General features: G+C 57.6%; 19 protein-coding genes and 1 other RNA gene. 7 read left to right on the plus strand and 13 right to left on the minus strand.

The genetic code is table 11. From position 1 onward, the window contains the following. The coding region (gene moaC, locus VMJ32_12490; GenBank protein HTQ39839.1) for a cyclic pyranopterin monophosphate synthase MoaC at window positions 1–359 on the plus strand (359 nt) is incomplete at its 5' end. A 22-nt stretch (window positions 360–381) separates the two neighbouring features. On the opposite strand, the gene nrdR is transcribed toward moaC, so the two are convergent. The 6 genes from nrdR to ffs all read right to left on the minus strand — a co-directional run bounded on the left by nrdR (window position 382) and on the right by ffs (window position 5,914). Beyond that, window positions 382–852, minus strand: a complete 471-nt coding sequence (gene nrdR, locus VMJ32_12495) for a transcriptional regulator NrdR (protein ID HTQ39840.1) — start codon at window positions 850–852, stop codon at window positions 382–384. A gap of 86 nt (window positions 853–938) precedes the next feature. After that, window positions 939–2,618, minus strand: coding sequence for an RNA polymerase factor sigma-54 (gene rpoN / locus VMJ32_12500; protein ID HTQ39841.1), 1,680 nt, complete (start codon window positions 2,616–2,618; stop codon window positions 939–941). A 138-nt stretch (window positions 2,619–2,756) separates the two neighbouring features. Continuing rightward, window positions 2,757–3,350 carry a recombination mediator RecR gene (gene recR, locus VMJ32_12505; GenBank protein ID HTQ39842.1) on the minus strand — a complete coding sequence of 198 codons (594 nt, stop codon included), beginning with the start codon at window positions 3,348–3,350 and terminating at the stop codon, window positions 2,757–2,759. Window positions 3,351–3,385: 35 nt separating this feature from the next. Then, entirely contained in the window at window positions 3,386–3,769 is a 384-nt protein-coding gene (locus VMJ32_12510; GenBank protein HTQ39843.1) for a YbaB/EbfC family nucleoid-associated protein, read from the minus strand. 83 nt (window positions 3,770–3,852) lie between these two features. Further along, the gene (gene dnaX, locus VMJ32_12515; protein ID HTQ39844.1) at window positions 3,853–5,802 is read right to left on the minus strand and encodes a DNA polymerase III subunit gamma/tau; all 1,950 of its coding nucleotides are present in this window, start codon (window positions 5,800–5,802) and stop codon (window positions 3,853–3,855) included. A 13-nt stretch (window positions 5,803–5,815) separates the two neighbouring features. Further along, window positions 5,816–5,914: signal recognition particle sRNA small type (gene ffs, locus VMJ32_12520), an RNA gene on the minus strand. Between the two features lie 108 nt (window positions 5,915–6,022). Here ffs and VMJ32_12525 point away from each other — a divergent pair. Continuing rightward, on the plus strand, window positions 6,023–6,514 hold the full coding sequence (locus VMJ32_12525; GenBank protein HTQ39845.1) for a DinB family protein: 492 nt from the start codon (window positions 6,023–6,025) through the stop codon (window positions 6,512–6,514). A gap of 34 nt (window positions 6,515–6,548) precedes the next feature. Here VMJ32_12525 and VMJ32_12530 read toward each other — a convergent pair whose 3' ends face one another. Beyond that, complete coding sequence (locus VMJ32_12530) at window positions 6,549–7,208, minus strand: metal-dependent transcriptional regulator (protein ID HTQ39846.1); 660 nt, start codon at window positions 7,206–7,208, stop codon at window positions 6,549–6,551. 235 nt (window positions 7,209–7,443) lie between these two features. Here VMJ32_12530 and VMJ32_12535 point away from each other — a divergent pair, with 235 nt between their 5' ends. The 5 genes from VMJ32_12535 to VMJ32_12555 all read left to right on the plus strand — a co-directional run bounded on the left by VMJ32_12535 (window position 7,444) and on the right by VMJ32_12555 (window position 12,094). Then, window positions 7,444–9,177 carry a fatty acid CoA ligase family protein gene (locus tag VMJ32_12535; GenBank protein HTQ39847.1) on the plus strand — a complete coding sequence of 578 codons (1,734 nt, stop codon included), beginning with the start codon at window positions 7,444–7,446 and terminating at the stop codon, window positions 9,175–9,177. Further along, window positions 9,174–10,214, plus strand: coding sequence for an NAD-dependent epimerase/dehydratase family protein (locus tag VMJ32_12540; protein HTQ39848.1), 1,041 nt, complete (start codon window positions 9,174–9,176; stop codon window positions 10,212–10,214). The genes VMJ32_12535 and VMJ32_12540 overlap by 4 nt, the downstream gene beginning before the upstream one ends. 106 nt (window positions 10,215–10,320) lie before the next feature. Beyond that, entirely contained in the window at window positions 10,321–10,563 is a 243-nt protein-coding gene (locus VMJ32_12545; GenBank protein ID HTQ39849.1) for a helix-turn-helix transcriptional regulator, read from the plus strand. 249 nt (window positions 10,564–10,812) lie between these two features. Next, the gene (locus tag VMJ32_12550) at window positions 10,813–11,043 is read left to right on the plus strand and encodes a hypothetical protein (protein HTQ39850.1); all 231 of its coding nucleotides are present in this window, start codon (window positions 10,813–10,815) and stop codon (window positions 11,041–11,043) included. A 370-nt stretch (window positions 11,044–11,413) separates the two neighbouring features. Further along, entirely contained in the window at window positions 11,414–12,094 is a 681-nt protein-coding gene (locus tag VMJ32_12555) for a transposase (GenBank protein ID HTQ39851.1), read from the plus strand. Between the two features lie 737 nt (window positions 12,095–12,831). On the opposite strand, the gene VMJ32_12560 is transcribed toward VMJ32_12555, so the two are convergent. The 6 genes from VMJ32_12560 to VMJ32_12585 form a co-directional block, all read right to left on the minus strand. After that, window positions 12,832–13,401, minus strand: a complete 570-nt coding sequence (locus VMJ32_12560) for an SUMF1/EgtB/PvdO family nonheme iron enzyme (protein HTQ39852.1) — start codon at window positions 13,399–13,401, stop codon at window positions 12,832–12,834. 204 nt (window positions 13,402–13,605) lie between these two features. After that, window positions 13,606–13,893, minus strand: coding sequence for a hypothetical protein (locus VMJ32_12565; GenBank protein ID HTQ39853.1), 288 nt, complete (start codon window positions 13,891–13,893; stop codon window positions 13,606–13,608). Window positions 13,894–13,936: 43 nt separating this feature from the next. Then, entirely contained in the window at window positions 13,937–15,958 is a 2,022-nt protein-coding gene (locus tag VMJ32_12570; protein ID HTQ39854.1) for a thiamine pyrophosphate-dependent enzyme, read from the minus strand. 118 nt (window positions 15,959–16,076) lie between these two features. Next, the gene (locus VMJ32_12575) at window positions 16,077–18,068 is read right to left on the minus strand and encodes a 2-oxoacid:acceptor oxidoreductase family protein (protein HTQ39855.1); all 1,992 of its coding nucleotides are present in this window, start codon (window positions 18,066–18,068) and stop codon (window positions 16,077–16,079) included. A 406-nt stretch (window positions 18,069–18,474) separates the two neighbouring features. Then, window positions 18,475–19,908 (minus strand): glycoside hydrolase family 71/99-like protein, encoded by a 1,434-nt coding sequence (locus VMJ32_12580; GenBank protein ID HTQ39856.1) that lies wholly within the window; start codon window positions 19,906–19,908, stop codon window positions 18,475–18,477. Between the two features lie 16 nt (window positions 19,909–19,924). Further along, window positions 19,925–23,359: a multidrug efflux RND transporter permease subunit gene (locus VMJ32_12585; protein ID HTQ39857.1), complete on the minus strand. Its 3,435-nt coding sequence runs from the start codon at window positions 23,357–23,359 to the stop codon at window positions 19,925–19,927. Window positions 23,360–23,369 lie beyond the last annotated feature (10 nt).

The raw sequence follows: 23,369 nt of genomic DNA on the forward strand, positions 1-23,369 counted from the left end.
AGCTGGCCAAGGGTGATGTGCTGGAAGTGTCCCGGCTGGCGGGCGTTATGGCCGCTAAACGAACCGCCGATTTAATTCCCCTGTGCCATCCTTTGCCGCTGGATGGCGTGACGGTCGATTTTTCATTTCCCGACGATGAGCGCGGCGCGCCGCCAGATGCGGGCCTCATCCGCATCGAGGCCACGGTTTCCTGCACCGGCAAAACCGGCGTCGAGATGGAGGCCCTCACGGCGGTCAGCGTGGCCGCGCTGACCATCTACGACATGTGCAAAAGCGCCGAGCGCGGCATCACCATCGAGCGCGTGCAACTGGAAGAAAAAACTGGCGGCCGCTCCGGACATTGGAAGGCAGAAGCATGAAGTCGGCCAACGCCGCCCGCGCTTATTTGGGCGCGCGCTTCGCTTCGGCCAAAATCGGCTTCAGCTCCTGGACAAAGTCGCGCAAGTCCTTGAATTCGCGGTACACGCTGGCAAAGCGAACATAAGCAACCTGATCTAAATCACGCAAGTATTGCATCACCAGGTTGCCCAGGTAATGGCTGTCGACCTCGGTCTCGAAATTCGTGAAGGCGTCGTTTTCCACTGCCGTCACAATGGCTTCCAATTGTTCATCGCTCACCGGGCGCTTCCAACAGGCTTTGAGCAAGCCCGATTTAATTTTTTCACGATTGAATGGCTCCCGCACGCCGTCTTTTTTCACGACGTTGATCACCGGCTCCTCGACGCGCTCGTAGGTAGTGAAGCGGCGATTACAATGCACGCATTCCCGGCGGCGACGAATGGCAAAACCGTCCTGCCCCGTGCGGGAATCGATCACCTTGTCGTTATCCACTCGGCAATAAGGACATCGCATGCGGTTGCTCTACAAGAGCCTAGGATGAGTTTACAACGCTGGGAACAACTTGAAATGCCAGAATAAATGCCAGCAGATGCAATCGATCATCCGAATTGAATTGGCGAGTCTCCGTCCAGCGGCGTTGGCTGCGGGTTAGCCGCCGAATTACTGCTGCTTGATGTTTCCTGATGGGTCGCTTCCGCTGGCGGCGGACTGCCCTGGGGCCCCACCGGTAAACCATTTGGCAACGGCGGCAGAGCTTCCACTGCGGGCGAACCATTTTCCTTCGGCGCCTCGCGCGCCGTCGCCGTCCAATCTCGACGCTGGCGCGAACTGGGAATGTTCATCGCCTTGCGGTACTTGGTCACCGTGCGCCTGGCGACCGTCAGGCCGTGTTTGCCCAACTCACTGACCAAATCATCGTCCGAAAGCGGGTTGGCCTTGTCTTCCTTGTCGATGATTTCCTGCAATTTCATCCGCACGGTGTCCCAGGCGACTTCTTCGCCAGCGGCGCTGACCGTGCCACCCACAAAAAACCGCTTCAGCGGAAAAATGCCGCGCGGCGTTTGAATCCATTTATCATCCACCGCCCGGCTGACCGTCGTCACATGCACGCCTACCTTGTCGGCAATTTGCTGCATTTTCAACGGTTCGATCGCTTCCGGACCTTTGTTCAGGAACTCGGTTTGATGATCGACAATCGCCTGCGACACTCGGGTGAGCGTGTTGCGGCGCTGTTCGATCGATTCGATGAGCCACTGCGCGGCGTTGATTTTCCGCTTGATGTATTCCCGCGTTTTTTCATCCGTGTCGGGGCTTAACAGCAATTTGCGATAATAGGGGCTGATGAACAAATTCGGCGTGCGGCCGTCTTCCAAGCGGATTTTATATTTCCCGTTCTCGCCCAATTCCACAAACACGTCCGGCTCCACCGGCTGCACGTACGTCGAAGTGAACGCGGCCCCCGGCTTGGGATTGAGATGCCGCAAATGCTCCAGCGTTTCTTTAATTAGCTCCAGTGAGTAACCGGTTTTGCGCTCGATCTGCGGCAGCCGATTGTGCTCCAAATCTTCCAGGTGATTGGAAATCAGCGTTTTCAACTGCTCGTACTTTTCCATTCCCGGAACAAGTTGCAACAGTAAGCATTCTTTCAGGTCGCGCGCGCCCACCCCCGGCGGATCCAGCTTTTGCACAATCGACAGCGCCTGCCGCGCTAATTCCAACTGCGCCGGCGGCGCATCGGGCTCTAAAAAATCTTCCAAGCGGCCTTGCAGATAGCCGTTGGCGTCTAAATTGTAAATAATGCGGTCGCACCACTGGCGAACCGTCGGATCAATCTCGAACCAACTAAGTTGATGGTGCAGATAATCGTTGAGCGATTCCGGCCGATCCACGGCGTTGGCCATGGCATCGTGCTTGCGCTCCCCTTCCTCTTCCATGCGCGAGGCCGAGGGACGGCTACGCTCCTCGAAGTGGTCGGGCCATTCCTCGTCGAGTTGCAGCAGGCGTTCAAAATCGTCTTCGTTGTTCTTTTTTTCGTCGACGACCAGTTCGCGCTCTTCGACCGTGGGGGCGTCGGGGTTTTCCTGCTCGGCCGCTTGCTCCTCCGGCAAATCCGGATCAAGCTCCTGCAATTCCAGCGCCTCGTTTTCCTGCATTTCCTGATCGATCCGCTCCTGCAAAGCCAGGATCGGCAGTTGCAAAATTTCCATCGACTGAATCATCCGCGGCGCCAGAATTTGCTTCTGGACCATCCGCAGCTCTTGTCCGAAGGAAAGTCGCATAACGGGGTTCAGGGGACAGGGTTCGGAGTTCAGGATCCAGGATTCGGGAAACTCAATCTCGCACCATCATCCATCGGCTTGCGGTTTAGCATCAACCTCATATACACTCTCCCGCCACCATAACTCTACCACGTTTGGTTAAAATTTCTGTCGCCCGGACAGGGCATCGGCCAAAATTTCTTTATTCGCAAATTCCAACACACTGCCAGTGGTAATGCCGCGGGCCAGCCGCGTAATCTCTACGGGAAACCCCGCCAACTGCTGCGAAATGAACAGCGCGGTTCCGTCCCCTTCCAGGGTCGGATTGGTCGCCATAATCACTTCCTTAAATTCGCCGCTTCTCACCCGATTTACCAACCCCTCGATGGTCAACTGCTCGGGGCCCATTCCCTCCAGCGGAGCAATCCGGCCCAACAACACGTGATACAGCCCCTTGTATGTTCCCGGCTGCTCCAGGGCAATCAAATCGCGAGGCTGCTCAACCACGCACAACAACCGCCGGTCACGCTTGGGGTCGCGGCAAATTTCGCACTCGTCGCTTTCCGACAGATTGAAGCACGTTTTACAGTAGCGAACGTTCTCCTTCACATCGCGAATGGCATCCGCCAGGGCCAGCGCATCGATTTTCGAAACTCGCAACAAATGGTAAGTCAGTCGTTCCGCGCTTTTCCGCCCAATGCCTGGCAGCTTGGCCAGTTGCTCGATCAGCTTGGTGACGGACTGGGTAATCAAGGTTCAACAGTACAACTTTCAAAATGGTTGAAGTTTCAAGTCGGTTTCGATTGGACGCCGGGTGTCGATTCCACGTCGGCCGCGGCGGCCAACGCTTCCTTCAATCCTGGCAAATCCATGCCATCGGTCAAACCACGCAGCACTTCAGCGTGGAGTTCCTTCGATTTGGCAATCGCCGCATTGACCGCCGCAGGAACCAAATCTTCCATCAATTCGCGATCCTTGCGTTCCACCAACGACGGATCGATGGTGACGCGCAGCACTTGACCCAACCCATCGACTTCCGCTTCCACCATGCCGCCGCCTGCCTTGCCGGTGGCGCGGCGAGTTTTAAGCTCGTCGTTCATGGCCTGCATGCGGCTGCCAACCTGCTGAGCTTGCTTAATCAGCGACGCTAGATTGGTAAGACCTTTGAACATAATATTGTGTATTTGCGAGCCGTGTTTTTTATTCCAGGTTGGAAAGCGAAGGCGAATCGTCGGGATCCGTTCGCTGTCAGCGTCTAAACAAACCTTGGGTCAGAGGCGTCGAATAACTCCATCGCTTGCCGAACGAAAGTCCGCTGACAAGCTTCGTACATTCGCTGCCGCGAATTGACTACTTTTTGCGGCCCCTCCGGTTGATGCGGCTCGTCGTCATTCAACCGAAACTCCAATCGTAGTTCTTGGCCTGCCAACCGCGACAAGTTGTCTCGCAATTGTTGAGCGATTTCAGGTCGCTCACAGAACTGCTTGCAAAAATTATACCTTTTAGGAAATGTAACTACTAGCTGATTCGGCGCGCAAATTGCAGCATTTTCGGCCTGCATCGCCTTTTCGCCTGCTAACCCTCCCAATTGTTCCGCGGCCAATTGCCAGATATCCCAAGTCGAACCCTGGGAGGTATCGCTGATTTGTGAGGTCCGCCGGGTAAATTCTTCCGTCGGTGCGCTTTGTTCCCCTAGTTCAGCCGGCGGCGCGTGGCTTTTACCATTTCCCTGTGAATCACCGGCTAGAACCGTCGAACCGACGGCGGATGTGTTATCCGAGACAGCCGCGTCTTTGACGAAAGCCGATCTCAGCGCAGTTCCCCCCAAGCTAGTAGATTTCGTTCCCTCTACCGGCTCATCATACTTTTTTTTTGACGCCGCTGCGGATCCCAGCGGCTGGGCAGTCGCGCTGGCAGCGGTTCCTTCAGGTATCGCCGGCAATCCCTCGCGGATTTGAGAAATGAGTTGCGGCAGGGCGTCAAGATCTTCCAACTTGCAAATTCGCACCAAGGCGATTTCCGCCACGGTGCGCGGATGCGTCAAATACTTCAGCCGAGAAATCGTTTGATCCAGAATTTGCAGCACGGCTAAAGTGGTCTCCAGCCCCAATCGCTGACCGGCGCTTTGCACGGCCGCGACTTCCCCCGCCGAAATGTGTAACAGCGCATCGGCCGGACAGCCAACCGTCGCCGCCATCACATCGCGGAAGTATCCCAGCAATTGATCGAGCAACTGCCCCACGTCCACCCCTTCCGTTACCGCTCGATCGAATTCAGCCAGCGTTCCTGCAGCATCGTGGGCAATTAGTTTTGTCGCCAAGCCGGCGATCCGCTCCGCGCCGGCGGTGCCCAGCAGGCGATGCACGTCGGTCACGCTGATTTGTTTCGATCCAAACGCCAGCAATTGCTCCAACAGCGATTGGCTGTCGCGCATCGAGCCTGCCGCTCGCCGGGCCAAAATCTCCAACGCTTCCGGTTCTGCTTGTGCCCCTTCGCCGGAGGCAATTTGCCTTAGCCGCTGGACAATTTGCTTCGTCTGAATGCCGGCAAAATCGTATCTCTGGCAGCGAGAAAGAATCGTGATCGGGATTTTTTCCGGCTCGGTCGTGCAAAAAATAAACTTCACATGCTCCGGCGGCTCTTCCAGTGTCTTGAGCAGCGCGTTGAAGGCCGGTTCGGTCAGCATGTGCACTTCGTCAATGATGTACACTTTGAACCGCGCTCGGCTGGGCCGCACATTCACGTTTTGCCGTAGTTGGCGAATTTCGTCGATGCCGCGATTGCTGGCACCGTCGATCTCCAACACATCCATGTCGTCGCCTGCGGTAATGGAAGAGCAAATATCGCACTGATTGCAAGGCGTCGGCGTCGGGCCATGCTCGCAATTCAGCGCCTTCGCCAGAACGCGGGCCGCCGAAGTTTTTCCGGTCCCGCGCGCCCCGGTAAATAAATAGGCGTGGCCCACGCGGCTGGCCGCAATCGCCGCCGCCAAGCCCTGGGCCACGTGCTCTTGGCCAATCAGTTCCGCGAACGTCTGCGGCCGATACCGCCGGGCGATGACCACATATTCGCCGCTAGTCCGCCTAGCGGCTTCTTGCTCCAAACCGTCCGTGGTGATTTCATCGGCCATGCTGATCGATTGAATCTGTCGCTTCGAATTTATTTCGCCCCCGTCGTCTGCCCCGTCGTTGCCGAGCCATCGCACTTTCCAAGCGGCCTCCGATGAGAGGCCCACCGCACAAAGAGGTGACCGCTTATGGCTGCTGTATTTCTACCCTGACCAGGTTCACAGGCCTCCATTGCGGGGGCCTCTCATCCGAAGCCGCCGCGCCACTACCATTGTTTTACGGCCAATGGGGCATGCCGTCAAACCGCTAAACCGTTACGATAGTACCAACGACTTTTTTTCACATGGAGCTTCTGGAATGGACCTTAAACAACGCATCGTTTGGCAACTTCAGGTCATTCGGCAATTGAGCGATCAAATGCTCTCCGCGTTCACCTCGCCGGAAGAATGGACCCGCCAATTATTTCCCGGGGCAAACCATCCCTTGTGGATCGCCGGTCATGTGGCCTTCGTAGACAATCGCATTTTGGGAGTCTTTTTTTCCAAGTCGATGGAAAAACCTGGATACGCGGAAAAGTTCGGCAGGTCGTCCAAACCTTCGCCCAATCCGGCCGACTATCCGCCGCCGGACGAGGTGCTAAATTTCCGCCGCGAGCGCCGGTCAACTTTGCTCGATTGCATCGCTACGCTCTCCGATGCTGATTTCGAGAAGCCAGTTCCCGCCGGCCTGCCTCCATTCGTACAAAATTATGGACAGATGTTCGCCTTCTTGGCCGTTCACGAGGGCACGCATACCGGTCAGCTTTCCATGTGTCGCCGGGTGCTGGGCCACGCCCCGGTGGTTGGATAGTTCCAGCAAAACGCAATCAACGGTAGCGACGAGATTACGGCCGCGCCACCAAAAGTTTTTCCGCCACGTCGCGCCCCAGCGAAGTCACTTGCCCGGCCACTTCGACCGACAGCAAGCCCGCTTCGGTCCGATTGGCCACCACCCGCCCTTGCGTGCCCGGCAAAAGTTCCGCCGTAGTCAAATAACGCAAAAACTCCGGCGATTGGTCCAATACGCGCACCATGCGGAAGCGTTCCCCCTCGCGGCACGAAGCCAAGCTGTGCGTCGTCGGCGCCGCTACCGAGCCATCGGCCCGCGGAATCGGATCGCCGTGCGGGTCGGAGTCGGGGTAGCCCAAATAGGCATCGATCCGATCAATTAGCAAATCGCTGACCGCGTGCTCCATGTGTTCAGCTTCTTCATGAACTTCATCCCAAGTCAGATCCAGTGTCCGCACTAAAAACAACTCGATCAACCGGTGCCTCCGCACAACGCGCACCGCCAAAGCGTGCCCCGACGGCGTCAGCCGCGCCCCATGATGCGGCGTGTACTCCGCCAAATTGCTTTCCCCCAGCGTCTTGAGCATGCTGGTTACCGTGCCGGGCGAAACCCCCAGGGCCGCGGCCAATTGGCCGGTGCCCGCCGGCCCACCATTTTGCTCCGCGCAAATTTGATAGATCGCCTTGACGTAATTCTCAACGGTTAAGCTGGGCAAGTTCTGTTCCTCCATTCGGGTGGCCCGTCACGGCACTCAATTCTAGCCCCGTCGGGCAATTCCGCAAACCGGCCCAATTGCGAGAAATCCAAAACCACGACATGATGGATGTCTTTAACTTCTCACTTGCAGTGATCTTTTCATTAGCGTCCTTCAAGGCACGGGCAATGTTATGGAATCGACGACCACACGTCTCGCTTCGCCATTCGCTCGAATGGAACCGCCTGCGGTGAACGTGGCACTTCGATTAGCCGATTTCGCCCGCACCATGCCCCGTGCTGTCGCCGTGGCCGAAGCGTTGCGAATCCGCGCCGCCACCGCGACCCACGCAGCAACCATTGATGTCGCGATTTCTCCGCCTGGTTACCGTTGCCTGTCCTTCGCACAGCTCGAAACAGACAGCACCAACATCGCCGCCGGGCTGGCCGATTTAGGGATTGAGCCTGGCATGCGGCTTGCGTTGCTCATGCGTCCGGGCATCGATTTTGTTTCGTTAGTTTTTGCACTGCTCAAACTGGGCGCCGTGCAAGTGTTGATCGACCCTGGCATGGGCCTACGGAACGTTGTTCGCTCGCTGGCCGAAGTGCAACCGCAAGGATTCATTGGCGGGACCTCCGTCCAGGCAGCGCGAGCGCTCTGCCAAAAACAATTTCCCAAAGCGCGTTACAACATCCATGTTGGTGGCGGTTGGCTCGCTCGCATCCCAACGCTGGAACTCATCCGTCGCCGCGGCGCCGCGCAATCCGGTTTCAAAACCGCCGCTTCCACCGGCGAAACGCCCGCAGCCATTATCTTCACCAGCGGCAGCACAGGCCCCGCCAAAGGTGTGCTGTATCGCCACGGCAATTTTGATCGACAGGTGACCGAAATCCGTGACTTTTACGGCATTCGCCCGGGCGAGGTTGATGTCTCCTGTTTCCCGCTGTTCGGCCTGTTCAACGCCGCGATGGGCGTCACCAGCATCATTCCGCGGATGGATGTTACCCGACCGGCCCGCGTCGATCCGCGCCGAATCATTTCGGCCGTTAAGGATTGGAATGCCACGCAGGCGTTCGGCTCGCCGGCGGTGTGGAACGTGGTCGGGCGATATTGCGAAGCCGAACATCTCCGCCTGCCAAGTTTACGCCGCGTTTTTTCCTCCGGTGCGCCTGTTGCGGCCCACGTCCTGCGCCGCATGACGGCGTGCATTCACCCGCAGGGAGAAATGCATACTCCCTATGGCGCTACCGAGGCCTTGCCCGTGGCGTCGATTTCAGCCTCCGCCGTCCTGCGCGAAACGTGGCCCCGCACCGAGCAAGGCGCCGGCGTGTGCGTGGGCAACCGCTTCAAAGGCATCCAGTGGCGCGTGATTCGCATCACCGATGGGCCAATCCGCGACTTGGCCGAAGTGGAAGAACTGCCGCGCGGCCAGATCGGCGAACTCATCGTCCGAGGCCCGGTGGTTACGACCGAATACGTCACTCGAACGCAAGCCAACGCCACAGCAAAAATTCGCGACGGCACAGGAAACAGCTTTTGGCATCGCCTGGGCGATGTTGGTTATTTGGACGAACACGATCGCTTCTGGTTTTGCGGCCGTATGTCCCAGCGTGTGGTTGCGGCAGCGGCACACGGCACCAATGCCACGCTCTTCACTATCCCGTGCGAAGCTATTTTTAACCGCCATCCTGATGTCTTTCGCACGGCATTGGTCGGCGTCGGCCCACAGGGTGCTCAAACCCCGGTCATCATCGCGGAACCACAACCCGGTTGCTATCCGCGCGGACCGAAGCAGCGCGAAAAACTGATCGCCGACTTACGCAAGCTCGCCCAAGCCGGCGACTGCACGACGATGATCCAAAATTTTCTCATTCGCAAATCGCTCCCAGTCGATGTCCGACATAACGTGAAAATCAATCGCGAAGCATTGGCTCGTTTGGCCGCACGCAAGCTCCGCCCCCGGCCGAAATCGCAAGGGCACAACACGTGAGCGTTCTCGTCACCGGAGCCGCCGGCTTTCTGGGTCGCCACCTCGTGCAACAATTGCTGGCACGAGGCGAGCGAGTCCGCGCCTTTTGCCGCACGCCAAACGATTCGTGGGCCGGGCTGTTTGGCCCCGCTGCCCCGCATGTCGAAATTGTGCTGGGCGATGTTCGCGATCCCGCGGCCATCGGCGCGGCGCTGCGCGGCGTAAGCACCGTATTCCATACCGCTGGCGTGGCCGGCCTGTGGGGACCCTGGAAACATTATTTCGAAGTGAATGTGCTGGGCACGCGTAACGTCATCGCCGCCTGCCGCCGCAACGGCGTGCAGCGCCTGGTGTTCACCAGCAGCCCCAGCGTGGTGTTCACCACGACCGATCAGCACGGCGACGACGAATCGCTTCCCTATACGCGCCGATGGCTGTGCCATTATTCTCACAGCAAAGCGCTGGCCGAACAGGCGGTGCTGGCCGCCAGCGGCAGCGGCAGCGGCGATTTGCTCACCTGTGCGCTGCGGCCACATTTGATATGGGGTCCGGGCGACCGCCACCTTTTGCCTCGTCTGTTGGCCCGCGCTCGTTCCGGCCGCTTGCGCCGCATTGGCGACGGAAGCAACCTCATCGATACCGCCTATGTTGACAACGCCGCTGCCGCGCATTTGCAGGCCGCCGACGCATTGCTCCCCGGCTCCCGTGTTTGCGGGCGACCCTATTTCATCAGTCAAGGCGAACCGGTGAATTGCTGGCAATGGATCGACCAACTGTTGGCCTTAGCCGGCCTGCCGCCGGTCGCACAAACCATTTCCATCTCACAAGCGTGGCGTGCCGGACTGACGATGGAAACCGCTTATCGGCTCCTGCGGCTCCGCAAAGAACCGCCGATGACTCGCTTTCTCGCCGCTCAACTCGGTCGTTCCCATTGGTTCAATATCGCCGCCGCTGGACGCGATTTCGGCTACCAGCCGCACGTATCCACCATCGCCGGCATGCAGCGATTAAAAGATTGGCTTGCTGCCGGACAATCTGCCGACCTGGCGTATTCTTAACACTGTTTACCGGGCGATGTTCCGCTCTGCGCGCGGCACTTGCTACAATAACACTGGTGCTGCGCACGACCGCCGAATCCCTAGCCCGATTGACGAATTTGCCTCCATGAAAACCATTGATGTCCTGCTCGAAGAAACGGCGATCTCGCTCGACGAACTGTCGGCCCGCGCGGGCTTGCCGATCGAGCGCGTAGCCGCTATTGCCGACGGCCGCTGGACTCCCAGTCCGGCCGAACGCGAAAAATTGGCCGCGGCCTTAGGCGTGCCGGGCTCGGAAATCAGCTGGGGCCACACCATGAACCCACGCAACGTCCGCTATCACCGCTTTGGCCTGAAAGAGGATTTTTGAAGGGCTGAATCAACCGCGGAGACGCTGAGTCGCAGAGAAAGAATTGTGAAAACACAACAGATGAATGCCTAAAAGCCTCAATGACGAAATGACTAAATGCTTGCCAAAAATCCGGGAATAGGATTTCATCATTTAGTCATTGAGAAATATAGACATTCAGTCATTGGACATTCATTCGTCATTCGAATTTAGTCATTCGTCATTCCTCTCCGTGTCTCTGTGCCTCCGTGGTGAAAAAACAGGTGCTTTATGCCGCAAACCGTCGCCGAATTATGCATCTCGCAAAGCATCAGCTTCGAACAATTGGTGGAGCGGTCCGGTTTGGAAGCGGAGCGCGTAAAAGCGATTCTATTGCGCCGCTGGACGCCCAGCCCTACTGAGCGGCAAAAAATCTCCACCGTGTTCAACGTGCCCGTCGACGACATCGTCTGGGGCCATGCCACCCCCATCCAACATCTCTACGGCCACGGGCCGGGGTAAAGCAGATTGGCCTGGCCACAGCTTTCGCCCGAACGCTACTTGCCGCGGCGCAAGCCTTATTCTTTGCCTGCCCGCCGTGGCGGGCACGCAGGATGGCCGGGTAGTCCCTGAACCTAGCACGGTCCTGTGAGCTTTTTGACCAACGGGAATCAGGCCGATTCGAGACCTGGCCACGCCACGACTCCAAATTCCTATAACTCCTGGAATCGCGATTCATGTGGTGCCGAAGGCCCGACCTGCAACAACGATTCATGTGGGCCGAAGGCCCGACCTGCAAAAGCCAGGGGCATCGCCCCTGGAACTGAATCGCGCATAATAGACCTCGAAGCCCCAAGGGGGCGTTCTGCCGCGTATCAAGATAAGGTCCGCCGTGCCGCAATCATTATCGTCAATTCTGATTCACTTAATGTTCAGCACCAAAAACCGCGAACCATGGATTCGCGCCGCCATTGAATCGGAGCTGTTCGCCTACGGCACGACCGTCCTGAAAAACGCCGGTTGTCCGACGCTGGCCATGAATGGCACCGCCGATCATATTCACGCGCTGTTGAATCTGTCGCGCACAAAATCAATGGCCCAGATCGTCGAAGAATTGAAAACCAGCACATCCAAGTGGATCAAAACCAAGGGGCCTGATTTTCGCGGGTTTCATTGGCAGGCCGGTTACGGCGCGTTCTCAGTGAGCCCGTCAAAAGTTGAGGATGTCATCGAATATATCCGTCGACAAAAAGAGCATCATTGCGGGCAATCGTTCCAAGATGAATTCCGTGCGCTGTTGGAGCGGCACAAAATATCATTCGATGAGCGTTATGTGTGGGATTTATGGTGGTCGGCCAGCGCCGTCAAAGCGCCCCGTTGGGGCTTTACAAAAACGTTGTCGCGCCCCGAACCAGGGGCGATGCCTCTGGCGTATCACAGGTTGGGCCAACGGCCCACCGTTTGCCCCAACGGGGCAACCCGCATTAGCCCAGGCCAAGTTCCGGCCGCCGGGACGTCGGCCTGGGATCAAAGATCGACAAGATTATTATCAAGCCCCAACGGGGCGCGCTGAGCCAACCGCCGACAGCACAATGGTGATGATCTCGTCGCATCGACGGCATTTGTTCACCCATCGCCGGCCACGGCAAGAGCGCCCCGTTGGGGCTTTACAAAAACGCTGTCGCGCCCCGAATCCAGGGGCGTTGCCCCTGGCTAGCGCAGGTTGGGCCGTTGGCCCACGACGCGGGTTATTCGCCCGTCCGAAACCAGGGTGCGCGACGCCTAGCTGGCGCAGGTTGAGCCTTCGGCCCACACTCACTTGCGCCTCCTGCGTAACGCTATCATCAAACCACAGGCAATCCCCGCTAACACTGCTGTACTTGGTTCAGGAACAATTGCCACACGGAATCCGACGACGGCGTTGTCGTGGTCCTCAACCGACGGATTGATGTCGTACCGATACGAGGATGACATGTCGAACGAGCTGCTGCCCCACGAACCCCCGCGCAAGCCACGAAACGAACCGATCTGCGTCTCGTTCCACTGAAACACATCCCCACTCTGGTCAAACGTGCCGTAGGGGCTGGCCGAGGCGGTATAGGCCCCCACATCGGTCAAATAATTCTGACTGCTGCTGTAACTCGATGAGCCTGTAACGGCGAAGTTGCCTGTGTTGTCATCTTCGTAGTTAGCGGTGTTGGGTGTGTTTCCTGGCGGGGCTGAAGCGGGCGTAGTGTTCGTTCCGGTGGCGTAGCTCCAGTAGTGGCTGTCCGACGGTGGCCCACCTTGTGCCGTGGTTCGCGGGTCATATTACGCCGCTTTGTACCATTTGTTTTCCGTCGGGATGACCCACGTGGCGTTGGTGTTGCGCCCGACGTTGATGGGATTGGCACCGTTTAAGCTGTAGGAACCGCTCTCGGTGGTGTTCATACCTTCCGCGCCCGTCGGTTGGCCGTTATAGAGCCAATTGGCGAACCGGGCGGCATCAAACCAACTAACATACGTAATCGGATGATTGGCCGAGCCGATAACGCTGTGCGTGTAATTGCCCGAAGAGCCATTCTGCTGAATGCCGGCGACGTTCCCATCGCTCGCCATGCTGGGATTGTAAAGGCTGTACGTATCTGTCGCCGCCACGGCATTCAGAAATGCCGTGTGCTGGCCGACAGTGACATCGTAGGTGCCGATGCTGTAGCTATACGACACACCGCCATATACATTGCCAGTGTCGGGGTCATTGGCGTTGCCCGGATTGCCCACCGGCACGGTGAGCAGACTGGTTTGCCCAGCAGGCATGTTGAACACGTCGGGCAAGGCGGCCTGACAATGAACAAGCGAAGCGGCGCAGAACAGCGCCACGGAAACTAAGATGCGTCTCACAAGTAGGCTCCTATTTTGAATTCCTGGAGCCTCGCCTCGGTACCGGCAACCCGATTCAATCAGCCGGCACTATACCATCGCACCCCCCCCAATTGTCTAGCATTTTGCGCGGTCATGCAAAAATCCGCTAAAATGGCGGAAGATGCCTTAAAAGCAGCGTCCAAGCCCAGGGATTGTAATCCCCGGGATACACAGTGTCTGTGTTCAAAGCGAGCGCGGGGCTACGCTTCGCGGGCGGAAATCCGCCTCCAAGTCGCCATCGGCCGGCGTCAGGCTGGTCAACTCCACCAGTCCTTCGCGGCCATCGTCAATCCGCAACAAATACTGCCGCTCCAACTCCAATTGACTGCCATGCTGCGCCGACAATCGCAATTTTCCGGACAACAACCAGGCGCTGGAATTCAGCGCCGGCTCTTCCCGATCCAATTCACCATGCAGTTGGCGCAATGCCAAACCGCCAATAAGCAACTCGCCTCGTTCAAACGCGTGCATGTGGGCTCCTCCCGACAAAACAACAGGTTAGTGTGTAGCGAATTCAAGCCTCCGTATGTTCCATGATGATTCCTTCCGCAAAGCCTGCGGCCAGCACTTCGTGGGTGGTGTGGATTTCCGTATCGTCGTCGAGCTCCAGCACCGGAGGACTGACCGACTTGATAACACCACTGATCCATTGGTTCGCGTGGCAATCGCGATATTTAATTCGTCTGCCCGCGACAAGCCACGGTAGCAATACGCCCTCGACCACTCGCCCCTTGCCAGCGTATCCGCTGCTGGCAAAACCGGTTCCCGCCGTAATTTCCGTGGGCTTAATGGGCGCTGTTTCGGGCCCAGCAGCTTTCGCGGGGCTCCGGGCGCTGGAGGCGCCTTTCTCTTTGGCTCCCGTTTCCTTTTTGACCGCAACCGCTTTTCCGCCGCGCAAACCGGCCAAATCTTGTAATAGGTGCCAGTTTTCCAGCCGATCGGCCTTGGCTCGCAACAGCGTCTCGCTCGGATTTCCATCCTTGTCAAAATGCTTGCCGAACCGCCCTTCGCTACGGGCAAAGTCGATGAAATCGACAACCTCGCCCGTCTTCGGGTTGGTCCACCAATCTTCACTCACCGCTGGATTTCCCTGCAGTGACAGCCGCTCCCGCAGCGTATCTCCCTTGCGCGGATCGTAAATCAACAGGGGGAAGGCGCGCGTGTCAACGGCCAGCCGTGCCTGATCGGTGGCCATGTTGTCGGCCACACCATGCTCCGGCTGACACGTCGTGTAGCAGCAAACCAGCGCCGGCCCGTCAAACTCCAACGCATCTAGCACGCTGCGATAAAAATGATTCACATGGGCACATGTGGTTTGCGCCACAAACGTGCGCGGGTGCATCATCGCGATCTGCGCGATTTCCTTGCGCCGCTCCTGCTTACCGGCAATCGCTTTGCCATGCACGCTCATCTTCGTGTTCTGACCGGTGTAGCTGGAAGTCGAGGCTTGCCCGCCGGTGTTGGAATATACCTGCGTATCGAGAACAAACACTTTGATGTTCATGCCGGAAGCGAACATGCGAGATAGTGCTTGGAAGCCGATATCGAACATCGCTCCATCGCCCCCCAAGCACCACATGGGCTTATTGCCCCATCCCATTTGATCCCACCTGGAGCGCACGCCCATGGCCATGGCCGGCGCGTTTTCGAACAGCGAATTCGTCCACGGCACCAGGTAAGGATTGTACGGATACGTGCTGGTATACACCGTATTGCAGCCCGTGGCCGCGACAATGGCCCAATCGTCGCCGTACTTGGCGCCGGTGGCGGCGCACATCATCCGCAGCGCCGTTCCCTCGCCGCAGCCGGCGCAACTTCCAGCGCCCCCCGTGTAAATGTGCGTTTGCTCCTTCAGCATCATGTCCACGAGCAAATTGTCGTTTACATAGCGCGGATCAGACGGTCCCACTTGCTTGAACCACCGATGACTCTTCCGCACGTGCGTCATCACCTGTTCGGTCTTGGGAATCATTTTCAGCGCCAAATCATCGCACACCGTCACGCATTCGGCGCAACCCTTGCATTTGCTTGGGTCGATCATGATCGAAAACAGCCCGCCTTCGCCGACTTTCTTCGCCGGTCCCTCGTAATACTTGCGGGTTTTAGACCACTGGCTGCGAAAATCTTCCCGTTCCACTGGATCGCTGATGGCCGCCACGCGCTTTTCAAATTCGCTTTCGCCTAAAACTTTCCCCAAGATGGCCGTATCCGGACACAGCGTGACGCAATCCATGCAGCCGGTGCAATTGCTGGGAATGTATTCTGGAATGTCCGGAGCGATATAACTGAAGTCGCGCAGCGTGGCGGTGCCCGCCGGAATGAGCGATCGGGCGACCGATAAATCGGCGGCCAGCCCTTTTTCGGCCGTGCCTTCTTCGTAAGAGCGAATGATCCGCTCGTTGAAATCGTTCACGTCAAGAATGGGCAGCTTGACCGATTTATAACCGCTATCGACCAGCGTACCGTACGAATTATTGTTGTATGGATCACGCGGATTGGCTTCGTTCATCGACGGCACTTTTTCTACCGTGGCCATGTATAACCTCGAATTGTTAATCCTTCAGTCGATGAACCGCAGAGGCACAGAGACGCAGAAAAATCAGAAATTGATTGTTTTCTTCGCGCCTCCGCGTCTCTGCGGTTCAAATACTTTCTTAAACCGTTACGGCTTCTTCCATCATCGCCTGCGGCACTTCGTGCAGTTCTTGGTAGCCCCGCATGACGCATTTCATATTGTCTTGCACCACCCGGTCACCGCGCTTGCCGAAATATTTCCGCAGCGCCTTTTCCACGCCGGCGTACACTTGCTCGTCGCTCATTCCGCTTTGCCGGCCGTAGGGGGTCAGCTTGAGGAACGCTCCCAACAGCACAATGCCCTGCATGCGCATTTGCAAATCGGCCACCGACGCCACCTCGCGGGCAATTTGCACCATGTCGGCATAAAACACGCGCAAGTGCTTCTCACGGATCGTGGCTTTGTGGTGCTCCGGAATGCGCTGCCACACGTCGTGCGGATCGGTATAGATCGATTGCATCACAATCGCCCCGCCGCCGATCAAACCCTCCAGCGGATTGCCGCTGAATAAGGCCGTGGTGTCGTTCAACACGACCAAATCGACGTATTCCAATTCGCTGTGCAAATAAATGTGCCGCTCTGCAATCGTCAGGTAATACGTCGTCGGCAGTCCCTTCTTTTCCGAGCCGTACTTGGGATACGCCTGCACGTCCTTTCCGAACACGTCGCCGCCAATCGTGGCGATCACTTTATTCGTGGTCACCGAGCCAAACCCGCCGATGCTATGCCCACGCATCGAAAATGTGCCCGTCTCGCGCAAATCGGGGTCTTCGGTCACTTTCAGCGCCAGTGCATGATCGATGCCCACGCAGAAGTAATCCCGACCTTCTTCTTGCATGTTTTCGACCACGGCAATGATATCGCCGGGCCGCACGTCACGGCTCCCCAGCCCCGCCGCGCCGGAATAAATTTGCGGAATGCGTTCGATTTTTTCCAAGCCGTTTTGCCCGGTCACAGCGTCACAAAACGCCGCTTTAATTTCCCGCGTTAAATGATTGCCTGTGGTCGAAAGCGGATCGTCCATCCGCTCCAGCACGGTGAACGCTTTGCAATGCTGCAAGGCTTCGACAATCTGCCGACTGGGAAACGGCCGGAAACAGCACACCGTCAGGCAGCCCACTTTAATGCCCCGCGTGTTTCGCAAGTAATCGACCGTGGCCTCGCACGTTTCCATGTAACAGCCCATGCCGACGATAATGTACTCCGCGTCTTCGCAGCGATACGGCAGCACAAAATCGTATCGCCGCCCCGTGTTCTCATAAAACACGTCGAAGGCATCTCGCAGCGCCGGACTAACCCGGTCGTAATACCACCGCTGCGCTATTTTCCCCTTCATGTACGAATCTTGATTTTGCACCACGCCCGACATCATTGGATTGGCCGGATCCATCAAATTCACCAGCTTTTCCGCGGGACTGCCGATGTACTGCTTCATGAATTCCGGCTCCGGCAAGCGCACCCGTTCCACGGTATGCGTCGTGAGGAAGCCGTCCTGCACGTTGAAAAACGGCGTGACCGAGGCTTCCGCCGCTCGCCGGCAAATCAGACATAAATCGCCCGCTTCCTGGGCGTTGCGGCCAAACAGCATGCCCCAGCCGCAATCGGCCACGCTCATCACGTCGTCATGCCCGGCATGCACGTTGAGCGAATGGCTGGTTAGCGCCCGCGCTCCAATGTTCATCACCACGGGCAACCGTTTGCCGGCAATGGTGTACAGGACTTCTTTCATCAACACCAAGCCTTGGCCCGACGTGAAATTGGTCACCCGGCCGCCGCTGGCCGCGAAGCCTTCACAAAACGAGGCGGCAGAATGCTCGCTTTCCGGCTCCACAAAAATCAGCGTGTCTCCCCACAAATTCTTCCAGCCGTTCATCACGGCATTGTTGTATCCGCCGCCCATGGTGGTGGAGCTGGTGATCGGAAACGCCCCAGCTCCTTGCGTCACGTAAATTTCCACGTGCACCACGGCTTCCGCGCCGTCGCAAGTCGTCGCAATGCCAGGATACGGAACCTGCTTGCCGTTTTCATTGGCTGATGTAATGCCGCCGGTCTCGCTGGAACGGATGACCATCGATACGATCTCCCGAGAAAGAAAATCCGCGCAATGCGCACCGTGAACTCATCTCACGACGATGCGCCAGATCAAGTCAACACGACGCACGCCGCCGCTCGCCTGGAAAAAATCAGGGCGAGTAGTTACCTCAATCGACCCAAATTCCTAAATCAACGCACCGCGCGGTTGTTCCCGCTCGATGCGGGTGTACTCGGTTGTAACGAAAGGAAATGCGGTCTCGGTCGTGCGAAGCGGACAAGCGTGAAAAGAATTTCGAAGTAGAAAAGACGTGTTGCCTAAATGAAACCACGCTTGCGCCGGCCCACTGCCATTAAGATATGACAAATCGAACGTGCTGTCAAAGAACTGCCACCTGGTTTCTCGCAAATCGGGCGTCTGCAAATGCCAGACCACAACTCCAGATTCAATCTCCGCCGAGCGATGTGTTGCCCTTGGACCGTGTTGACGGTGGTGTGGTTTCCGGCTGTTTCGGCGGGTATGCGGAAGGTGGAATTTCCCCGCGCAGCAGCTTGCCCCCCATCCCCACCAGCCACAGATAATAGTCGCTTGGCAAGCCTTCAAATGTCAAAAACTTGCTCTCACCCACGGGCGGGTCCCCCGTGCATTTGAAAATAGCCGTCCCTTCATCCATTTCATCGAACATGGCCTGATAAATCATCGTGGCCCCGGCCTGCTTGGCGTCGACGTACTGCCGCCACAAAAACTCTCCCTTCAGCCGGGGAATTTGGTCCGAAGGAGATTTCGGATTCATGTTGTGCCAACTGAATCCGGGAAATACCACCGGCAAATACTCCTTGCCGTGGTCGCGGCACCATTGGATATCGGGCCGAATATCGTGCTGGGCATGCTTGTCAACGCCTTCCAGCGTCGAATATCGCCCTACAGTCCACGGGCTAATGATATCGGCCTTGAGCAGCGTGGCCGTCAACGCCGGGTCCGCAGTAGTATCGCGATCCAGCGTTCGCCAACCGGTCGGCACGCCAACCATCACGGTGTTGCCGCCGTAGATTGGATCGTTCTTCAAAAAATTGATAAAGCGGTCGCAATCGGCCAGCGTGTAAGCCCGATGATCGTTGAACCCCACGCCCCACACGGCCACCACCGGCTTGCCGCCGTGATGCAAATAAGCGTGGTCTCGCTCATCGTGGCCGATGCGCATTTTATCGACCAGCAGCTTCCAATCGTCGATGGCCGACTGCATCCCGCCGGCTTGAACGCCCGACAGATCGTACATCACCGCGTAGCACCTGCCGTAACGGTTGGCCCCCTCGCGGCAGGAATTCAACACTGTGTTGCAATGCCGCAAATTTAGCGGCGGAATGGTTTCCACCACAAACCGCTGCACAAACACGCCGTCCAAACCGTATTGCTGCATCCACTGGAAATGCCGCAGGATGGTTTTCGCCTGATCGGAACTAAACACGTAGGCCACGCTCCCATCGGCGTGTGGAAATGGCGTGGCGAATTTTTCATCGGCGTCCAATTCGCTGACGTCAGGCCAAAAATCGATGTTGCACCGGCCCGGCCGAAACTCCCCGTGCGATTGATAGTGATGCCACCCCAACTCCGCCGAGTCGCCTGCGCACGTAAACCAACCTTGATATCCGGCCATCACTTTACCCGCGAGCGTGCTGCAATCGACACGGCTGGTTGCTGTCGCCGAATCGTTGGCCGCATCGAAGGAATGCATGGCCGCAATGACATCTTCGCGGGTCGGCTTCGGTGTTGGTGTCACCGATTGGTTCGGTTCCGCGGCGGCGCTAAGAGCAGCTAAAACGACAATCGCGAAAATGGCAAACAGGATTGCCGCCAGCCGACCAAGACAAAAGCCATTCATGAAAAATTGCCGTCGCTTAGTGTCCGCCTGCCTCCACCACCGTAACCAGCGCCTCCTGCACCGGCCGCTGAATTAAGGGCTTGCTCGACGGCGTCGCAGGGGCGCGATCCTTCGGCTCTCTGGGGTCTTTCGGCTCCCCTTCCCGCCAGCGCCGGATGCGGCGCATTACATCGTTGATTCCCTCGATCACGTAGAAAAACACCGGGGTTAGGAAAATTCCGAACAGTGTCACGCCCAACATGCCGCCGAACACGGCGGTGCCCAACGTGCGCCGCATTTCGGCTCCGGCCCCCACCGACAGCACCAGCGGTACCACACCCAAGATAAATGCAAACGACGTCATCACAATCGGGCGCAATCGCAAGCGGCAAGCCGCTAGCGTGGCGTCAAACCGGCTCATTCCGCCTGTCCGCCGCGCCCGCGCGAATTCCACAATTAAAATCGCATTTTTGCACGCCAGCCCAATCAACACGACAAAGCCCACCTGCGTGAAAATGTTGATATCCAGCTTCGCAAACAGCACCGCCGCAATCGAGCACAACAAGCACATCGGCACCACCAAAATCACGGCCAGCGGCAGCGACCAGCTTTCGTATTGCGCGGCCAACACCAAAAACACCAGCACTACGGCCAGCAAAAATACCATCATCGCCGTGTTGCCCGTCTGCAATTGCAACAGCGCCAGTTCCGTCCACTCGGAGCGCATCGACCAACTCAAGTTTTTGTTCACCACGTCCTGCATCATCTCGATGGCTTGCCCGGAGCTGACGCCTGGATCGGCGCTGCCGTTAACCGGCGCCGCCGGATACATGTTGTAACGGTTGATCAGCGCCGGCCCGGTAATGTCGCGCACCTGGGCAAACGAGCCGAACGGCACCATTGCACCCCGGTCGGTGCGGACCTTCAGCTGCTTCAAATCGTCGATCTGCTGGCGAAAATCTTTCTCCGCCTGCACGTTCACCTGCCAGGTGCGGCCAAACAGATTGAAATCGTTCACGTACAATGAGCCCAAATACACTTGCAGCGTGTTGAACACTTCCGCCATCGACACGCCCAGCGTTTTGGCCGCCGTCCGATCGATATCCAAATACAACCACGGCGTGTTGGCCCGAAAACTGGTGAATACGTCGCGCAAACCGGGCGTTTGCAATCCGTCGGCGACCACCGCATCGGCCACGTCTTGCAGCCCTTGCAAGCCGCTGTTGCCTCGGTCTTCGATCATGATTTTGAAGCCGCCCACGTTGCCCAGACCTTCCAACGGCGGCGCGCCCAGCACATTGACAATTCCCTCGGTAACGTCGCTCTGCAGTTTTTCCTGGAGCTGAGCGGCAATCGCGTCGGCCGACAAACCGGGCGATAACCGATCGTGAAAATCGTCCAGCATCACATACATCGAACCGAAATTCGGCGAATTCGCCCCCAGCAAAATCGATTGGCCCGAGATCCCCACCGTATGTTTGACACCCGGCATCTCGATGGCCTCTTTTTCAATCCGCTCCATCACTTGCTCGGTGCGGCCCACCGAGGCCGAATCAGGCAGTTGCAAATTGACGACCAAATAACCCTTATCTTGTGACGGAATAAATCCCTTAGGCGCCACATTGAAGCCGACATACGTCAGGTACAACAGGAACCCGTAACCCGCCAGCGCTAGTAGCGAAATCCGCAACAGTTTGCCAACGGTCCACGTGTAAAACCTCGAGGTATAATCAAACCCGCGATTGAACCATCGGAAAGCGAAGCCGAACACCTTGTTCAGCGGCCACGCCACCACAGCCCCACCCGCCGCCCCCAACGCCGCCGCCATCCACGGCGCGCTGGTGGCCGTAATTTCAATCGGCAAATGGTTCCCCGCCGCCGCCAACCACTTGGATAAAAACTCCCACCCCGCCCACGCGCCGGCAATCACAAACGCCGGCCAGGGTAGCGGCGGCGCGGCATGTTTATCTCGGGGCCGTAATAATAACGCCGTGAGCGCTGGGCTAAGCGTGAGCGAATTAAACGCCGAAATCACCGTCGAAACCGAAATCGTCAGCGCAAACTGCCGGAAAAACTGTCCCATAATGCCGCTGATAAACGCGCAGGGAATGAACACCGCGCTTAACACCAAACCCACCGCAATGACCGGTCCCGAAACCTGCTCCATCGCCTTAATGGTCGCATCTTGCGGCGACAATCCGTTTTCAATGTGGTGCTCCACCGCTTCCACCACCACAATGGCGTCGTCCACCACAATGCCAATCGCCAACACCAGTCCGAACAGCGTAAGATTGTTCAAGCTGAAGCCCATCGCCGCCATTACGGCAAACGTGCCCACAATCGCCACCGGCACAGCAATCAGCGGAATAATGGCCGACCGCCAATTTTGCAAAAACACCAAGACCACAATCGCCACCAACACCACGGCGTCGCGCAACGTTTTGAACACCTCACTGATCGATTCGTCGATAAACGGCGTGGTGTCGTACACAATGGAATAATCGATCCCCTGGGGGAACCGTTTCTTCAAATCATCCATCTTAGTCCGCACGCGCTGGGCAATATCCAGCGCGTTGGAACCGGGCAACTGATAAATCGACAGCGCCACCGATGGCCGCCCATCCAGCCGGCATGTTTGATCATAACCCTGCGCCCCCAGCTCAATGCGTGCCACGTCGCGCACCCGAACAATGCGGCCCGAGGTGTCGGCCTTCAAAATCATGTCCGCGAATTCGTCGGGGTCGGCCAGACGACCCATCGTCGAAATGGTGTATTGAAATGTCTGCCCCGTGTTGACCGGCGGCTGGCCGATTTGCCCGGCGGCCACCTGCGTATTTTGTTGCTCGATGGCCTGCACCACGTCGTTGGCCGAGAGATTGAGCGTGGCCATTTTCTCCGGATCGAGCCACAGCCGCATGCTGTAATCGCGCTGGCCGATGTACGCAATATCCCCCACGCCGTCCAGCCGCGACAATTCGTCCTTCAATTGGATCGTGGCGTAATTGCTCAAATACAAATTGTCCCGGCTGCCGTCAGGCGAAAACAAATTCACAATCATCAGCGTGCTGGGCGATTTCTTCTTCACCGTAATGCCGCGGCGCTTCACCAGGTCGGGCAAAATCGGCTCGGCCAGCGCCTCGCGGTTTTGCACCAGCACTTGGGCCATGTTCAAATCGACGCCGTTGTGGAACGTCACCGTCAGCACGTATGTCCCGTCGTTCGTGCACTGGCTCGACATGTACAACATGCCTTCCACACCCACCACTTGTTGCTCCACGGGCGCCGCCACCGTGTCCGCCACCACTTGCGCGTTGGCCCCCGGATAGTTGGCCGAAACCTCGATCGTCGGCGGCGTAATCAGCGGATACTGCGCAATCGGCAGCGTATACAGCGCCACACCGCCGGCCAACGTGATGATGATCGACAGCACGCTGGCGAAAATCGGCCGCTTGATGAAAAAATTAGAAAACATCGCTCAAGAG

Source organism: Pirellulales bacterium, assembly GCA_035499655.1.
In the GTDB taxonomy this organism is placed as follows: Bacteria; Planctomycetota; Planctomycetia; order Pirellulales; family JADZDJ01; genus DATJYL01.

What these genes read in the sequence shown, in the direction of transcription:
- nrdR (HTQ39840.1), bottom strand. Translation starts at nt 852, where the DNA reads ATGCGATGTCCTTATTGCCGAGTGGATAACGACAAGGTGATCGATTCC.
- rpoN (HTQ39841.1), bottom strand. Translation starts at nt 2,618, where the DNA reads ATGCGACTTTCCTTCGGACAAGAGCTGCGGATGGTCCAGAAGCAAATT.
- VMJ32_12510 (HTQ39843.1), bottom strand. Translation starts at nt 3,769, where the DNA reads ATGTTCAAAGGTCTTACCAATCTAGCGTCGCTGATTAAGCAAGCTCAG.
- VMJ32_12525 (HTQ39845.1), top strand. Translation starts at nt 6,023, where the DNA reads ATGGACCTTAAACAACGCATCGTTTGGCAACTTCAGGTCATTCGGCAA.
- VMJ32_12545 (HTQ39849.1), top strand. Translation starts at nt 10,321, where the DNA reads ATGAAAACCATTGATGTCCTGCTCGAAGAAACGGCGATCTCGCTCGAC.
- VMJ32_12550 (HTQ39850.1), top strand. Translation starts at nt 10,813, where the DNA reads ATGCCGCAAACCGTCGCCGAATTATGCATCTCGCAAAGCATCAGCTTC.
- VMJ32_12565 (HTQ39853.1), bottom strand. Translation starts at nt 13,893, where the DNA reads ATGCACGCGTTTGAACGAGGCGAGTTGCTTATTGGCGGTTTGGCATTG.
- VMJ32_12570 (HTQ39854.1), bottom strand. Translation starts at nt 15,958, where the DNA reads ATGGCCACGGTAGAAAAAGTGCCGTCGATGAACGAAGCCAATCCGCGT.
- VMJ32_12575 (HTQ39855.1), bottom strand. Translation starts at nt 18,068, where the DNA reads ATGGTCATCCGTTCCAGCGAGACCGGCGGCATTACATCAGCCAATGAA.
- VMJ32_12580 (HTQ39856.1), bottom strand. Translation starts at nt 19,908, where the DNA reads ATGAATGGCTTTTGTCTTGGTCGGCTGGCGGCAATCCTGTTTGCCATT.
- VMJ32_12585 (HTQ39857.1), bottom strand. Translation starts at nt 23,359, where the DNA reads ATGTTTTCTAATTTTTTCATCAAGCGGCCGATTTTCGCCAGCGTGCTG.